This is a genomic window from Flavobacteriales bacterium, assembly GCA_020635795.1.
Lineage (GTDB): Bacteria > Bacteroidota > Bacteroidia > Flavobacteriales_E > Vicingaceae > Vicingus.
The window spans coordinates 67,326-83,510 of record JACJZD010000001.1; the positions used below are offsets into that span (position 1 = coordinate 67,326).

Here is a 16,185-nt window from a genome sequence, read left to right on the forward strand (position 1 = left end):
TTTTCAATTTTTTGTAAAAGTAAATTTTTTCATGTTATGGATGAAACAAAAAACCCGACAAGTTATGTTGTCGGGTTTTTTGTTTTAATTCTAAATTATTTATTCTTTTGGAAGTGGTGCGTTACCAATGTGTCTTCCAGCTTTATATTTTTCAATAGCATATAATATACCGTTATTATCATATTTATATAGCAAACCATCCATTAATCGATAGTTCTCAAAGAAACCAACTTTAGATAGTTGTTTGTCTTTGTTGTACATAGTGTGTTGACCATTACCATTGAAAGAACCAGAGTTTACTTCGTCATTCTTGTCCGCTTTAACAATTTTAACAGGAGCTTTAGCTAATTCTTCAGCTTCTTTATTTTTATTCGGAGTTTTTGGTTCGTAAACTTTCGTGTTTGCAACATCAAGTTCCCCATCTATAAATGATTTTTCGGCTTTAACAGATCCGTCTTCATAGTATTCTTTTACAAATTTTTCTTTACCTGCTACAATATCAGCCTCTATCATTACCTGTCCATTTTCATAAAAGTATACTTGTTTTCCATCTCTTTTTCCTGATTCGTTAAATACAAACTCTTGGGCTGTTTTCCCATTTTCATGGTAACGTTTAAATCCTCCTGTATTTCGGTTGTTTTCCCAATTACCTTCTTCTTCTACTTGCCCGTTCTCAAAGTAAGTTTTATATGTTCCGTTTGGTCTACTATTAACGTAAGCGATTTCACTTTTTACTTTTCCACTTGGAAAGAAATTTTTCCACAAGCCCTGCTTTCTACTATTTTCATAGTTCCCTTCTTCAACAACTTGATCTGGTTCATAACCAGGTAATTTTTTCATTTTTCCAAAAATCCTCCAAAAACCTTGCTTAAGATTGTTTTCGTCAATTACGTTTATAGTGTCGCCATTTACCACCTCGTATTTGAGGGCGGACTGTGCAGTACTAATGCTGCAAACAAATATGGGGAGAAGAATGTATAATATTTTTTTCATTCGAATAAGTATAAACAATTTTGCAAAAATAAATATATAAATTAATCTAACTACTTTTTTTAATATTTAGCTGAAATAAAGTTTTTCTTCGATTAAACAGCTTCAAACACTTATTACGTAGTTTTACTTTTTTAGTTTCAATAATTGTTCCAAATTTTTTATCATATCAATTGTCATACTTTCAAGTGAATAATTTGGAGACCAATTCCAATCTGTTTGAGCCCTTGTGTCATCAATGCTTTTAGGCCAGCTATCAGCAATTTTTTGTCTAAAATCTTCTTTATATGAAATGGTAAAATTGGGTAAATGTTTTTTTATTTCTTCGCTAATTTGTTTTGGAGTAAAAGAAATGCCAGCTAAGTTATAACTTGATCTAATTTTAATGCAATCTGTTGGGGCTTGCATGATTTGTATGGTAGCTTTTATGGCATCAGACATATACATCATTGGTAAAGCTGTTTGCTCTGTTAAAAAACACTCATATTTATTGGTAGTAATAGCTTGATGAAATATGTCTACAGCATAATCAGTAGTCCCTCCGCCTGGTAATGATTTATAGCCTATTAACCCTGGGTAACGAATGCTTCTAACATCAACACCATATTTTTGGTGGTAATATTCACACCAACGTTCTCCAGCAAGTTTACTAATGCCATAAACTGTACTAGGCTCCATTATGGTATATTGAGGAGTATTTTCTCTAGGTGTTGTTGGTCCAAAAACAGCTATGGAGCTTGGCCAATATACTTTGTCTATTATTTTATCTTTAGCTAAATTTAATACGTGAAATAAACTATTCATGTTCAGCTCCCATGCAAATTCTGGGCTTTTTTCAGCTGTAGCAGACAATAACGCTGCTAACAAATAAATTTCTTTTACCTGATGTTTTTTTACTATTTCAAGTAACTGATTTTTATCTAAAATATTTAGAATTTCAAAAGGGCCATTGTTATTGGTTGGAGGTTCTTTAATATCTGAGGCAATAACGTTATCGTTGCCATAAATTTTACGAAGTTCTTCAACTAATTCGGTGCCTATTTGACCAGATGAACCAATAACTAAAATAGAAGACATGAAGCTTAATCGATTTTGAATTTAAGTTATAAAAGTATTAAAACTTTCTAAAATTAAAGGGTTTATTGGTTTGTTTTAGCCGAATGAGCTATAACTGTGGACTAAAGACTTATTTTACTTTCTCAACTTTAATGATTTTAACTGGGCAAGCTTTGGCAGCATTAACATTTGCTATGTATTCGTCGTCGCCTACAACAGCAGTGTAAAATCCTTTTTTGTTTTTTCCTTCAATTAAAGTGCATTTGCCGTCTTTTTTAGACATACGCCACCTGTCATAAGCTATTTCGACACAATAATTGCATCCAATACATTTGTCGCGCTGATGAATTATGCGAATCATTCGGCGTCAATAACTTTATATAGTTTATCTGATGCTCTGATTATTTCATCCATAGGTGTAGAAAAATTAATTCCTTTTTCCACTTTTTTTACTGATTTATCAGCAACTCTTAATTCTTTTATAGTAGTCTCTATAACACCTGATGATGGTCCTGTAATTAAAACCTTATCGCCAATACTTAATGAATGAGCTTCGAGTTTAAATTCGGCAATATTGATTTTTGGAAAATATTTAACTCCATGACCAATGTATTTTTTTCTGGTTGTAGCTTGAGAACCATGTCCTTCCGACCATTCACCAAGTTCTTGTCCTAAATAATAACCATCCCAAAAGCCTCTGTTGTATACGGTTGCTAATTTTTGATTCCAACCTTCAATTTTTTCTTTCGTATAGGTTCCGTTTAAAAATGCATCGGCAGCCTCACGATAACATTCAGTAACTGTTTTAACATATTCTGGAGCTCGACCTCTTCCCTCAATTTTTAACACTTTTACTCCTGCGTTTATAATATCGTCAATAAATCCAATCGTACATAAATCTTTAGGCGACATGATGTATTCATTGTCAATCAACAGTTCATTTCCTTCTTCGTCTTTTACTTCGTAAGTTCTTCTGCAATTTTGTACACAAGCACCTCTGTTTGCAGAAGAATTGTTAGTATGTAAACTCAAATAACACTTGCCAGAAACAGCCATGCATAATGCTCCATGTGCAAAAATTTCTATTTCAACTAAATTTCCTGATGGACCTCTTACATCATCTTTAATAATTCCATCAGTGATGCTTTTTACCTGAATTAAGCTTAATTCCCTAGCTAACACCATAACATCAGCAAAATGAGCGAAAAATTTAATGGTTTCTAAATTGGTAACGTTGGTTTGAGTAGAAATGTGAACTTCAAAACCAACAGAGTGAGCGTAATTTATTACGGCTTGGTCGGATGCAATAACTGCAGTAATTCCAGCAGCTTTTGATTTGTCAACGATACGTTTCATCAACGACAAGTCGTGGTCGTAAATAATAGTGTTTAAGGTCAGGTATGAACGAACATTATTTTCCTTGCAAATTTTAGCAATGGTTTCGAGATCGTCGAACGTAAAATTGTTTGCTGCTTTTGCACGCATGTTCAATTGCTCAATTCCAAAATAAACAGAATCTGCTCGTCCTTGTATAGCTGCCATTAATGAATCAAACGATCCAGCAGGAGCCATTATTTCTATTGTTTTACTCATCAAATTAAATTAGAATGCGAAGTTACAAGATTTTAATAAAATATGATTCAATCAGTTAGCTTTATTTAGAATCATTCTAAAGATGAATAATTTATGATAAAGAGCATAATGTAATAATTTAGTTTTCATTACTTTAGTCAAAACTTTAAACTTAAAAATATGATAAGAAAATACTTTTTTGTAGTGTTGTCGTTAATTTTATTCACGTTCAATGCTGATGCAACAAACTATACTTCCGCTGCAAACGGCAATTGGATGAATCCTTTTACATGGACACCTATTGGAGTCCCTATTCCTGGTGATAATGTTACTATAAGTCATGTGGTTACATTGGATACAAGTTTTGCATATACTTCAGGAACAATTTCTGTTTTAGGAAGTTTAATTAATGATTCATTTGGTAGAGACATCTGGTTGAATGGTCCTTCAGCACAATTTAGTAGTAGCGGTATTGTTACTTTACGTTCAATTCTAATTAGTTCAGGTAGTTTTGTAAATTCAGGAGTTTTAAATGTGAAAAGAGTTGCAAATTTTGGCTATTTGACCAATAATTCACTAATGCAAGGAGTTGATAGTTTGTATAATGATGGAGAATTTAGCAATAATGATAATTTGCGAATAATGACATTCTTTAATGATAGTATATTGAAAAATTATGGTACAATACAAGGGTTGACTACCGTTGTTGATAGCATGTATAATAATGGAACTTTTACTAATTTTTCTAATGGGTTAATTAAAGCCGATAGTGCTACAAATAATGGATTATTTACCAATAATGGTGCTATTGAGTGGTTACAATTCACCAATTATATTAATGGTGTATTTACCAACAATAATGCATTGAGTTTTGATGATATGACCAACATGGGGAACTTTACCAATAATGGCTCAATAGTAGGAGCTGTTAGTATGTGGAACAATGAGGTGTTTAACAATACAAGTACAGGAACAATTACTCTTTCAGTAAGTTTTTTAAATGCAGATAGTTTAAGTAATACTGCTAGCTTTAATAATGATGGTAGCTTTGATATTGGAGATAGCTTTTATAATTTTAATACGATAACTGGGTCAAGCACGGGTTCTTTTACGATGCAGGATACCTCATATAATTCAGGGTCGATGACTGGAGCATTTGATTTTTGTGATGCAACACCTCCACCATCATACCCTTATATTGATTTTAATTTGGGAACAATTGCTCCTACTATTACCTATTGTTTAGGAACTTTTGTTTCAAATACTGAAACATCAAGTAAGTTTGCTCTCTATCCAAACCCAACAAAGGGCAATATTTATTTTGGAAAAACAAACCAATTTGTTGAGGTTTATGATGTTTTAGGACAGCAAATCGTAAAAGATTATACAAATCAAATTAATCTTAATGGATACAATAAAGGAGTTTATTTTGTTGTAATAAAAGATAAAGAGGGATTTCAACTGTTTAAAGAAAAGTTGATTAAAGATTAAGTAAATGAACTTTACTGTTCAATAATAATTATAAGCATAAGGTGTGAAAACAATAATTACTTTTTTTCTACTATTTATATTCTTAGGCTCGACAAATGCTCAAACAACTGCTATACCAGATGCCAATTTTGAACAGGCTCTAATTTGGTTAGGATTGGATTCATCTATAGATGGTCAAGTAACAACTGCTAATATTGATACAGTTACCTATCTAAATGTAAATTGGTCAAATATTTTGAGTTTAACTGGGATTCAAGATTTTGCGTCTTTAACTCATCTCAATTGTTCATATAATAGTATAGAAAGTATTGACGTTAGTCAAAATTTAGTTTTATCACATTTAGATTGTAGAGACAACTTAATACCTAGTTTGAATGTTAATCAAAATACTCTATTAACTTATCTTAATTGTCAGAATAATCTTATTACAAGTATTAATGTGTCTCAAAATGTGATACTAGATACAATAAATTTTTCAAATAATTTAATTACAAGTATTGATGTTACACAGAATACTAATCTAAAGTATTTAGATTGTTCTGTTAATCAGTTAAGTCAATTAAATGTTACATTAAATGATTCTTTAAGGTATTTGAATTGTACTAGCACACAACTAACTAGTTTAGACGTTTCACAGAATTATACATTGATGTATTTAGAATGCGTAAACAATTTAATAACTAATATAGATGTGACTCAAAACCATATTTTAAATGATTTAAGATGTTTTTTGAATCCTATTTCAAGTTTAAATGTATCTCAGAATCCTTTATTGAATTTTTTGAGCTTTGGAAGCAATTATTTAACAGGTATAGATATAACTCAGAATAAACTTCTTAAGTATCTTTTTTTTTCGTCAACCCAAATTTCTAGTATTGACTTGTCGCAAAACCCTTTGTTGGTTCGGTTTAGATGTGACAATAATCTTTTAAATGAATTAGATATTTCTCATAATACATTATTAACCGATTTCCATTGTACTAATAATCTACTAACTAGCCTAGATTTATCGAATAATTCATCTATATATAATTTTGATTGTAGAAATAATCAACTAACGTGTTTAAATATAAAAAATGGGAACAATACTAATATACCAAGTACACTTTTTTATGCTTATGACAACCCAACGCTTACTTGTATTGAAGTCGATAATGTTGCTTGGTCTACAACAAATTGGACACTAATTGACCCACAAACTTCTTTTAGCACTAGTTGCCCTAATCCATGCTCTGTTGGAATTAACAATAACAACTTATCTAATTATACTGTTTACCCTAATCCAACAACAAGTATAGTAAATATTGTAGGTCAACAACAATTTGTAGAAGTTTATTCGGTTGACGGAAAATTACTTTTTCAAGATTTGACCAAACAAATAAATATTGGAAACTATAAAAGTGGAATGTATTTTTTGGTAATAAAAGATAAAGAAGGAAATCAGCTCTATACCGAGAAACTAATAAAAGAATAAAAGAAAAGCCGCGTTAAGCGGCTTTTTTTATAATGTTACTTTAATATTTAATTCGTCGAGCTGTTTATTATCGATTGTTGCTGGAGCATCAATCATCACATCTCGTCCGCTATTGTTTTTTGGAAATGCTATAAAATCACGAATGGTTTCTTGTCCACCAAATAAGGCACAAAGCCTATCAAAACCTAAAGCAATTCCACCGTGAGGAGGTGCACCATATTCGAAGGCATTCATTAAAAATCCAAATTGAGCTTGAGCTTCTTCTTTGGTAAATCCTAATAAATCGAACATTCTTGATTGTACAGCTCTATCGTGTATACGGATAGAACCACCACCAATCTCAGTTCCGTTTAACACTAAATCGTAAGCATTTGCTCTAACTTTTCCTGGGTCAGTATCCAATAAAGCTAAATCTTCAGTTTTTGGAGAAGTAAACGGATGATGCATAGCATGGAAACGCTTACTTTCTTCGTCCCATTCTAATAAAGGAAAATCGTACACCCAAAGCGGAGCATAAATATCAGGGTTTCTCAATCCCAATTGGTTTCCTAAATGCAAACGTAAATCGTTCATTTGTTTTTGTGCAGCTGCTAAATCACCCGAAAGCACCAAGATTAAATCACCTGCTTTTGCACTACATGCTGATGCCCATTTTTTTAATTCGTCTTCGCTGTAAAATTTATCAACTGACGATTTGAATGTTCCATCTTCGTTGCAACGTAAATAAATCATGCCTTTAGCTCCAACTTGCGGTCTTTTTACAAAGTCAGTTAATTCATCTAATTGTTTTCTAGTAAATGAAGCACAATTTTCAGCATTTATAGCAATAACTGTTTCGGCATCATCAAAAATGGCAAAACCTTTATTTTTAACAATATCAGTAAGGTAATTAAACTGCATTCCAAAACGGATATCTGGTTTATCACAACCATAATTCAGCATAGCATCAGCATAGCTCATTCTTGGAAATGAATCAAAATCAATTCCTTTAGTAACTTGAAACAAATGAACCATCAAGGCTTCAAAAGTTTGTAAAATATCTTCTTGAGTTACAAAAGCCATTTCACAGTCAATTTGAGTAAACTCTGGCTGACGGTCTGCTCTTAAATCCTCATCTCTAAAACAACGTACAATTTGATAATACCTGTCGTAACCACTCACCATTAACAATTGTTTAAAGGTTTGTGGCGATTGAGGTAAAGCATAAAACTGACCTGGATTCATTCTACTTGGCACAACAAAATCACGAGCACCTTCTGGAGTTGATTTAATCAAGTAAGGAGTTTCGATTTCTAGAAAATTAATGCTGTCTAAATATTTTCTAACTTCAATAGAAAGTCGGTGTCTTAATTCAATATTGTTACGTAAAGGATTTCTTCTCAAATCCAAATAACGATATTGCATACGTAATTCCTCGCCACCATCCGTTTCGTTTTCGATGGTAAAAGGTGGGGTTTTGCTTTTGTTTAATATGGTAAGGTTGGTAACAATTATTTCTATATCTCCTGTCGGGATGTTGTTGTTTTTACTTTGTCTTTCGGCAACTTTACCTGTAACCTGAACAACAAACTCACGACCTAAATTAGCCGTAAGTTCACTTTGATTTTCTGAAAACACCAATTGAGTAATTCCATAACGGTCGCGTAAATCCACGAAAGTCATGGCGCCTAAATCGCGTTTTTTCTGAACCCATCCACATAGGGTAACTTCTTGGTTTACGTTGTTAATTCTTAATTCTCCGTTGGTGTGCGATCTGTACATTTTATTAAATTTTGAGCGACAAAAATAATAAAAAGATATGGTTGAAATAACGATAAAATGGAATTAATAAATACTTATCAGTTGTGATTTTGTAGTACCTTTTTCATCAATAAGTTTAACTAAATATAAACCACGTTTAAATGACGAAACATCAATTGTAGATGTAACTTGATTAATAGTGGTTGAGTAGATTTCTTTCCCGTTTATATCAAACAAACGAATTGATGTCGGAGTAGGATTTTCTAACTCAATAAAGAATTTATCTGAACTTGGGTTGGGATATATCTTTAATTTGTTTTTTTGAACATTTTCATTTAAACTATTTGTAACACATCCACCATTATTAGAGAAGGTAACCTCATTATCTTCAAAACAATTTATGTATTCTGCATTTTCAAAATAAAACATAAACAAGCTAAATAATCCAGAATTAATATCACCAATACCTTCAACATAATTTAAACCAGTACCAAAAGGATTACATGACGAACTCCAATTAGATATTAAATTATAATTGTACCGTTTTCTAAAATCTGATTGGATTATAATACTGTCAATAGAGGTAATTATCATTTTTAAGCTATCTAAAGTTTCATATACAACAGTGTCTCCAATACTAATATTAAAATCATATAAGAGAAGTTCTTCATCAAAACTTGTAGGAGATGAATTAATTGTGAAACAGAAATTATAATTGCGTGTATAATTATATAGACTATCTGGAAAAAATAATATTTTTTTATTTACCTCTCGAAGTGCTCCATAATATAGCGAATTTAAGGTGTCAATTGGGCAGTTGAAGATGGGGGTCTGAGTCGTTGATGGTAAAATAAATTGCCCACAGGAATACGTGTAGAGTTTTTTATAAGAGTTACCATTTATATTAGTGTCACCCTTTAAAAAAATATTGTAATGTGTAAAACCATAGGTAGACATCTGATCATAGATAGATGTTTGTTTCCAAACACCAACGCTATCAGGAAAAGGAAAATAAGTCTGAGCAAAAGAACTCGTTGAACAGATAAGAAGAAAAATAACAACTATTTTTTTCATTTTTGATTTTTAATAAAAATCGGTAAAACACTGATTTTAAGTTTAAATGTAAGCATAAAAAAGAATTCATGCTTAATTATTGCAAAAAATTAAAAAAGGCTTAAATTTGTGCTTCGTAACAGCAAGTTGGGATATCCTACCCGGGATAATGTGAAGTTGGCAAGAGAATTTATCCATAATAAGCTGTGTTTTTTAAATTTATTTATTAACCACTAAACAAATTGTTATGGCATTTGACATTGAAATGATTAAAGCTGTTTATGCAAAGTACCCACTAAGGGTTGCTGCAGCAAGAAAGGTAGTTGGAAGACCTTTAACACTTTCCGAAAAAATTCTTTACACCCATCTTTGGAATGGTGAAGCAACAGTTGCACACGAAAGAGGTAAATCATACGTTGATTTTGCTCCTGATAGAGTTGCAATGCAAGATGCGACTGCGCAGATGGCGTTGTTGCAATTTATGCAAGCGGGTAAGGCTAAAGTAGCAGTTCCTTCTACTGCTCATGCTGACCACTTGATTCAAGCAAGAATTGGTGCTACGAAAGATTTACAAGATGGGATAAATGAGAATAACGAAGTGTTTAACTTTTTAAGTTCTGTTTGTGATAAATATGGTATAGGCTTTTGGAAGCCAGGTGCTGGTATTATCCATCAAGTGGTATTAGAAAATTATGCTTTCCCTGGAGGAATGATGATTGGAACCGATTCGCATACAGTTAATGCTGGGGGTTTAGGAATGGTTGCAATTGGTGTTGGTGGTGCTGATGCTGTTGATGTAATGGCAGGTATGGCTTGGGAGTTAAAAATGCCTAAATTAATAGGTGTTAAATTAACAGGAAAATTAAACGGTTGGACAGCGCCAAAAGATGTGATTTTAAAAGTTGCGGGTATTTTAACCGTAAAAGGTGGTACAGGTGCTATTGTTGAGTATTTTGGCGAAGGTGCTAAATCACTTTCTGCAACAGGTAAAGGTACTATTTGTAACATGGGGGCTGAAATTGGAGCAACTACATCAACTTTTGGGTATGATGATTCAATGAGAAGATATTTAAAAGCAACCGATAGAGCTGATGTTGTTGCTTTGGCAGACGCTGTAGCTGAACATTTAACTGGTGATGATGAAGTGTATGCTAATCCAGAAAAATATTTTGACCAAGTAATAGAGATTGATTTATCTGCATTGTCGCCACATTTAAACGGACCATTTACGCCGGATTTAGCTACTCCAATTGCTGAAATGAAAGAAAAAGCAGCGGCTAATGGTTGGCCAACAGATATTGAGTGGGCTTTAATCGGTTCTTGTACCAATTCATCGTACGAAGATTTAAGTAGAGCAGCTTCAATTGTTGAAGATGCAGTAAGTAAAGGTGTAAAACCGAAAGCTATTTTAGGAATTAATCCAGGTTCTCAGCAAGTTTATTTTACTGCTAAAAGAGATGGGTTAATTGACACGTTCAATAAATTTGAATCGGCTAGAATTTTTACCAACGCTTGTGGACCGTGTATTGGTCAGTGGGATAGACCAGGAGCAGAGAAAAAAGAAAAAAACTCCATCATCCATTCGTTTAACAGAAACTTTGCAAAACGCGCTGATGGTAATCCAAATACTCACGCTTTTGTTGCTTCTCCAGAAATGGTAGCTGCAGTTGCAATTTCAGGAAAACTAGATTTTAATCCAATTACGGATACATTAGTAAATGAAAAAGGGGAAGCAGTTAAATTGGCTGAACCAACTGGATTTGAATTACCAATAAAAGGATTTGCGGTGGATGATAATGGATATCAAGCTCCAGCAGAAGATGGTAGTAAAGTAACTGTAAAGGTTGATCCAAAATCAGACAGATTACAGTTGTTGGATGCTTTTCCTGCTTGGAATGGATTAAACATTACAGGTGCTAAATTGTTAATTAAAGCACAAGGTAAGTGTACCACCGACCACATTTCAATGGCTGGTCCTTGGTTGCAATATAGAGGTCATTTAGATAATATTTCAAACAACTGTTTAATTGGGGCAGTTAATGCTTTTGGTGGAGCTACCAACGAAGTAGTAAATCAGTTAACTGGAGCAAAAGGAGAAGTGCCTGCAACAGCAAGAGCATATAAAGCTGCTGGTGTTCCTAGTATTGTTGTTGGAGACCAGAACTATGGTGAGGGTTCTTCAAGAGAGCACGCTGCAATGGAGCCTCGTCATTTAGGAGTTGTTGCAGTTATTGTTAAGTCTTTTGCGCGTATTCATGAAACAAACCTTAAAAAACAAGGTATGTTAGGGTTGACATTTGCTAATGAAGCAGATTATGACAAAATAAAAGAAGATGATACCTTTAACTTTATTGACTTAAAAGATTTTGCACCGAATAAACCACTTTCGTTAGAATTGGTTCATGCAGATGGTTCTTCTGAAACAATAATGTTGAAACATACTTACAATGCTCAACAAATTGATTGGTATAGAGCTGGTTCAGCACTTAACTTAATTAAAGAAGAAGCTGCTAAGGCTTAAACATTAATATTCAAACTTAAAATGCCTCACAATTTGTGGGGCATTTTTTTATTAGCTTTGTTACTTACTAATAATCAACAATGTGAAAATAAAAGAAGTTATACAATTAATAGAAGAATTGTCTCCATTGTCTTATCAGGAGAGTTATGATAATGCAGGGTTAATTGTTGGGGATAAAAACCAAGCTATTACTGGGGTGTTAATTTGTTTGGATAGCACAGAAGAAGTCGTTCAAGAAGCGATAGATAAAAACTGTAATTTAATTGTTGCCCATCATCCCATTGTGTTTTCGGGGTTAAAAAAGCTTAATGGCAAAAATTATATTGAACGAACGGTTATCAAAGCGATAAAAAATGACATTGCCATTTATGCGGCTCACACCAATTTAGATAATGTTGTGAATGGCGTAAATTTCAAAATAGCAGAAAAATTAGGTTTAAAAAACATTCAGATTTTATCTAAAAAGAATCAACTACTTAAAAAGATTGTGGTTTTTTGTCCTGTATCTCATGCTGAAGAGGTAAAAGTTGCCATGTTTAAAGCTGGTGCGGGTGCTATTGGAAATTACTCGGAGTGTAGTTTTAATACAACAGGTATTGGAACATTTAAAGCAGGAGAATCTACTACTCCTTTTGTTGGTGAAATTGGAAAATTGCAAAAAGAAGAAGAGTTAAGAGTTGAGGTTGTGGCAGAATCGTTAAGAGTTGATGGAATTGTTCAAGAAATGATCAAAGCTCACCCTTACGAAGAAGTGGCTTACGATGTTTATCAATTAGATAATACTTATAATATAGGTAGTGGAATTGTTGGAGATTTAGAAAATCCTATCGACGAAATAGCATTTTTAAAACAAGTAAAAACAACATTTAATGCAGGGAGTCTTCGATATACCAAATTGAAAGAAAAAAAAATACAAAAGGTGGCTTTGTGTGGTGGTTCGGGTAGTTTTTTATTAAACAGTGCCATCTCATCGGGTGCAGATGTGTTTATTTCTGCTGATTTTAAGTATCATCAATTTTTTGATGCAGAAGATAAAATAGTTATTGCAGATATAGGGCATTACGAAAGTGAACAATTTACATCTGAAATATTTTATGAAATACTTACAAAAAAAATTACTAATTTCGCCGTTCGTTTATCTGAAATAAATACAAACCCAATTAATTACCTTTAATATGGCAAAGAAAGAAGCTACAGTAGAAGAAAAATTAAGAGCATTGTACGAGTTACAAGTGATTGATTCAACTATTGATAAAATACGTACAATAAGAGGAGAACTTCCTTTAGAAGTACAGGATTTAGAAGATGAAGTTGAAGGTCTTCAAAAAAGATTAGAAAATCTGAATACAGAAATCGAAAACCTTAAAATTGAATTGTCAAATAAAAAGAATTCGATTACAGATTCGAATAACTTAATTAAGAAATACGAAGAACAACAAAATAAAGTTAGAAATAACAGAGAGTTTGATGCAATTACTAAAGAAATTGAGTTTCAAAAATTAGAAATTGAATTAGCTGAAAAGAAAATCAAAGAAGGTGGTTATTTATTAGCTACTAAACAAGAAAAGATTGATGAGGCTGTTGAATACCTTGATGGAAGAAAAATTGATTTGAAAAATAAACAAAACGAATTGGCAGAAATTACTGCTGAAACTCAAGCTGAAGAACAAAGTTTGATGAAAAAATCTGAGGCAGCAGCTAAAGTTATTGAAGATAGATTGTTGAATGCTTATCACAGAATACGTTCTAATGCTAGAAACGGATTAGGTGTAGTAACTATTCAGAGAGATTCTTGCGGAGGTTGTTTTAATGCTATTCCTCCACAACGTCAGTTAGACATTAAAATGCACAAAAAAGTATTGGTTTGTGAGCACTGTGGTCGTATTTTAGTTGATTCAGCTTTTGATCCTAATTACGAAGAAGTACCAGAGGAAGCTAAACCAAAAAGACGATTAGCGAGAGCGAAAGCAATTGATGAAGATGAAGCATAAGATGTAAATCATATAAAATGAAAGGGATTCAATTTGAATCCCTTTCATTTTTATTGACTAATCAGTTGGTCAATTTCAATTTCATCTTTAACAATAAAACTATTTGGAAATTGAGCCATAATTTCTTTTTGAAATTTATAAGCTTCTAATTTTGTTCTAAAATCACCAACCCTGATTTTAAAAAAAGGTTGTTGATATACTTCGTGAGCTTTAACGGAGTTAAACGAGCTTAAAAATCTGGCTTTTTCATCTCTTGCAGGTTGTTTTTTGTTGTCCGAAAAAATTTGAATTCGATAACCTGTTAATGTATATGAAGATTTGTAGGTTTGAACCATATCGTCAATTCGACTATCTTTAATCACTTTTACAGTGTTTGTTGATGAAGAGTCGGTTTGTGCTGAAAGATAAGCAGAGACTAAAAGAAATATAAAGACAATTGTTTTATTCATTATTTGGTAAATTGGTTAGTCAAAATTAAAATAAATAAATCCAGAAATGGATTAATTTGTTCAAAAATGATTCCATTTTTGGAAAACACACTATTTAGAATCATTCTAAATTGCATTTTATTCAAACAATTTTTCCAAAATCATATAAAAAAAACAAGGTTTCTTATAAATTTGTTGCCGTTGAACTAACAGATTTCATAAAATTATTGTAACTATTTTAGTATGAATAAGATAATAAATAAAGTAAAAAAATCAGCATTACTTAAATTGTCGTTTTTGTATGTTGTTTCACTTTTTGCACACACTTCATTGTATGCACAAGGCGGTAAAGATTTATTTAAAACAAATTGTGCTGCTTGTCATAGTGTAGGGGCTAATAAATTGGTGGGGCCTGGATTAGAGGGTGTGAATGAAAAAAGAACCAGAGAATGGTTGTTGAAATGGACAAAAAACTCTAGTGAGTTGATAGCTAGTGGAGATGCTGATGCTAAAGCTATTTTTGAAGAGTTTAATAAAATTCCTATGCCTGCTCAGGCACTTTCTGATGAGCAATTGAATGAAATCTATGATTATATTGCAAATCCAAATGCTGAAACAGCAGTTGCTGCAAAAGAAGAAGCTCCAAAAGCTGAAGGTGCAAGCGAAGAGGTATTACTAGGAGAGAAATTGTTTAAAGCAAATTGTGCTGCATGTCATAGTGTTGGTGATAATAAATTGGTTGGTCCTGGGTTAAAAGGAATCAATGAAAAAAGAAATGCTGAATGGTTGGTAAAATGGATTACAAATTCTGCTGAGTTAATAGCTAGCGGAGATGCTGATGCTAAGGCAATTTTTGAAGAATTTAATAAAGTTCCAATGCCTGCTCAAGCAGTTAGTCCTGATGAAATTAAAGCAATCTTGGCTTACATAAAAAATCCACCTGTAAAAGCTGGTGATGTTGCTCAGGTTGAAGAGGCTGCAACTGAAACTAAATCAGATTCAAAAGCTACAATGATTATTTTAATCATCATTATAGTTGTTTTAGCTGGTTTAATCATGTTGTTGAATAAGTCAAGAGTTTCTATTGCTAAAGCTGCGGCTAACAAAGAAGGTGTTGAATATGCTGGACCGATATCTTTTGCTGAAGCCTGCAAATACACGGTAAGCAAAAATAAAGGAATTGTTGCTGCTGTTGTTATTGTACTTGTTTTTGGAGGGTTATTAAACTTAATGGATGGAGCACTTACAATAGGTGTTCATACAGGATATAAGCCAGAACAACCAATCAAATTTTCTCATAAAGTACATGCTGGAGACAATAAAATTGACTGTAACTACTGTCACTCTAGTGCTCGACACAGTAAAACATCTGGTATCCCATCATTAAATGTGTGTATGAATTGTCACAAATATGTTGACGGTTCAAATGGTAAAACATTTACTTACAATGGTGAAGAGTATCCAATGACTGATGAAATCAAAAAAATCTATAAACATTTAGATTACAATCCTGAAACGCAAGCTTATGGTAATAACCCAACTCCTGTAAAATGGATTAAGGTTCATAATTTACCTGACCATGTTTACTATAGTCACCAACAACACGTTACTGTAGGTGGACAAAAATGCCAAACTTGTCATGGTCCAGTTGAAGAAATGGATGTTGTGGAGCAATATTCTCCATTGACAATGAAATGGTGTATTCAATGTCACCATGAAACAGGAGTTGTTACTGAAGGTAATGGATACTACGAAGAAATGCATTCAAGAATGACTGAACAATACAAAGACAAATGGTTAGGAGATGGAAAACTAACTGTTGAAGAAATTGGTGGTTGGGAATGTGCAAAATGTCATTATTAAAATAAT

The 16,185-nt window shown here is 32.6% G+C and carries 13 protein-coding genes; 6 read left to right on the top strand and 7 right to left on the bottom strand.

What is annotated here, in order from left to right:
- Positions 1-99: 99 nt before the first annotated feature.
- The 4 genes from H6589_00325 to H6589_00340 form a co-directional block, all read right to left on the bottom strand.
- Entirely contained in the window at positions 100-993 is an 894-nt protein-coding gene (locus H6589_00325) for a toxin-antitoxin system YwqK family antitoxin (GenBank protein MCB9173036.1), read from the bottom strand.
- Positions 994-1,116: 123 nt separating this feature from the next.
- Positions 1,117-2,067: an NAD-dependent epimerase/dehydratase family protein gene (locus H6589_00330; protein MCB9173037.1), complete on the bottom strand. Its 951-nt coding sequence runs from the start codon at positions 2,065-2,067 to the stop codon at positions 1,117-1,119.
- Positions 2,068-2,176: 109 nt separating this feature from the next.
- On the bottom strand, positions 2,177-2,407 hold the full coding sequence (locus H6589_00335; protein MCB9173038.1) for a ferredoxin: 231 nt from the start codon (positions 2,405-2,407) through the stop codon (positions 2,177-2,179).
- Positions 2,404-3,639 carry a U32 family peptidase gene (locus tag H6589_00340; protein MCB9173039.1) on the bottom strand — a complete coding sequence of 412 codons (1,236 nt, stop codon included), beginning with the start codon at positions 3,637-3,639 and terminating at the stop codon, positions 2,404-2,406. The genes H6589_00335 and H6589_00340 overlap by 4 nt, the downstream gene beginning before the upstream one ends.
- Before the next feature lie 159 nt (positions 3,640-3,798).
- Between H6589_00340 and H6589_00345 the strand changes: the two genes are divergently transcribed.
- Together H6589_00345 and H6589_00350 are read left to right on the top strand one after the other, a co-directional pair.
- Positions 3,799-5,109 (top strand): T9SS type A sorting domain-containing protein, encoded by a 1,311-nt coding sequence (locus tag H6589_00345; GenBank protein MCB9173040.1) that lies wholly within the window; start codon positions 3,799-3,801, stop codon positions 5,107-5,109.
- Between the two features lie 43 nt (positions 5,110-5,152).
- The gene (locus tag H6589_00350) at positions 5,153-6,583 is read left to right on the top strand and encodes a T9SS type A sorting domain-containing protein (protein ID MCB9173041.1); all 1,431 of its coding nucleotides are present in this window, start codon (positions 5,153-5,155) and stop codon (positions 6,581-6,583) included.
- A 27-nt stretch (positions 6,584-6,610) separates the two neighbouring features.
- Here the strand turns inward: H6589_00350 and aspS are convergent, their stop codons facing one another.
- Together aspS and H6589_00360 are read right to left on the bottom strand one after the other, a co-directional pair.
- On the bottom strand, positions 6,611-8,344 hold the full coding sequence (aspS, locus tag H6589_00355; protein ID MCB9173042.1) for an aspartate--tRNA ligase: 1,734 nt from the start codon (positions 8,342-8,344) through the stop codon (positions 6,611-6,613).
- A gap of 63 nt (positions 8,345-8,407) precedes the next feature.
- Positions 8,408-9,397, bottom strand: a complete 990-nt coding sequence (locus H6589_00360) for a T9SS type A sorting domain-containing protein (GenBank protein MCB9173043.1) — start codon at positions 9,395-9,397, stop codon at positions 8,408-8,410.
- A 226-nt stretch (positions 9,398-9,623) separates the two neighbouring features.
- On the opposite strand from H6589_00360, the gene H6589_00365 reads away from it, so the two are divergent.
- From H6589_00365 to H6589_00375, 3 genes are all read left to right on the top strand, one after another.
- Positions 9,624-11,897, top strand: coding sequence for an aconitate hydratase (locus H6589_00365; protein MCB9173044.1), 2,274 nt, complete (start codon positions 9,624-9,626; stop codon positions 11,895-11,897).
- A gap of 82 nt (positions 11,898-11,979) precedes the next feature.
- Positions 11,980-13,071 (top strand): Nif3-like dinuclear metal center hexameric protein, encoded by a 1,092-nt coding sequence (locus H6589_00370; protein ID MCB9173045.1) that lies wholly within the window; start codon positions 11,980-11,982, stop codon positions 13,069-13,071.
- A gap of 1 nt (position 13,072) precedes the next feature.
- Positions 13,073-13,888 (top strand): hypothetical protein, encoded by an 816-nt coding sequence (locus H6589_00375; GenBank protein ID MCB9173046.1) that lies wholly within the window; start codon positions 13,073-13,075, stop codon positions 13,886-13,888.
- A gap of 50 nt (positions 13,889-13,938) precedes the next feature.
- Here the strand turns inward: H6589_00375 and H6589_00380 are convergent, their stop codons facing one another.
- Positions 13,939-14,337 (bottom strand): SPOR domain-containing protein, encoded by a 399-nt coding sequence (locus H6589_00380; GenBank protein ID MCB9173047.1) that lies wholly within the window; start codon positions 14,335-14,337, stop codon positions 13,939-13,941.
- Between the two features lie 222 nt (positions 14,338-14,559).
- On the opposite strand from H6589_00380, the gene H6589_00385 reads away from it, so the two are divergent.
- Entirely contained in the window at positions 14,560-16,179 is a 1,620-nt protein-coding gene (locus H6589_00385) for a c-type cytochrome (GenBank protein ID MCB9173048.1), read from the top strand.
- The last annotated feature ends 6 nt before the right edge of the window (positions 16,180-16,185 follow it).

Excerpts from the sequence above, each read along its gene's own strand:
- H6589_00365 (MCB9173044.1), top strand. The coding sequence starts at position 9,624 with ATGGCATTTGACATTGAAATGATTAAAGCTGTTTATGCAAAGTACCCA.
- H6589_00330 (MCB9173037.1), bottom strand. The coding sequence starts at position 2,067 with ATGTCTTCTATTTTAGTTATTGGTTCATCTGGTCAAATAGGCACCGAA.
- H6589_00385 (MCB9173048.1), top strand. The coding sequence starts at position 14,560 with ATGAATAAGATAATAAATAAAGTAAAAAAATCAGCATTACTTAAATTG.
- H6589_00380 (MCB9173047.1), bottom strand. The coding sequence starts at position 14,337 with ATGAATAAAACAATTGTCTTTATATTTCTTTTAGTCTCTGCTTATCTT.
- H6589_00375 (MCB9173046.1), top strand. The coding sequence starts at position 13,073 with ATGGCAAAGAAAGAAGCTACAGTAGAAGAAAAATTAAGAGCATTGTAC.
- H6589_00335 (MCB9173038.1), bottom strand. The coding sequence starts at position 2,407 with ATGATTCGCATAATTCATCAGCGCGACAAATGTATTGGATGCAATTAT.
- H6589_00340 (MCB9173039.1), bottom strand. The coding sequence starts at position 3,639 with ATGAGTAAAACAATAGAAATAATGGCTCCTGCTGGATCGTTTGATTCA.
- aspS (MCB9173042.1), bottom strand. The coding sequence starts at position 8,344 with ATGTACAGATCGCACACCAACGGAGAATTAAGAATTAACAACGTAAAC.
- H6589_00325 (MCB9173036.1), bottom strand. The coding sequence starts at position 993 with ATGAAAAAAATATTATACATTCTTCTCCCCATATTTGTTTGCAGCATT.
- H6589_00345 (MCB9173040.1), top strand. The coding sequence starts at position 3,799 with ATGATAAGAAAATACTTTTTTGTAGTGTTGTCGTTAATTTTATTCACG.
- H6589_00360 (MCB9173043.1), bottom strand. The coding sequence starts at position 9,397 with ATGAAAAAAATAGTTGTTATTTTTCTTCTTATCTGTTCAACGAGTTCT.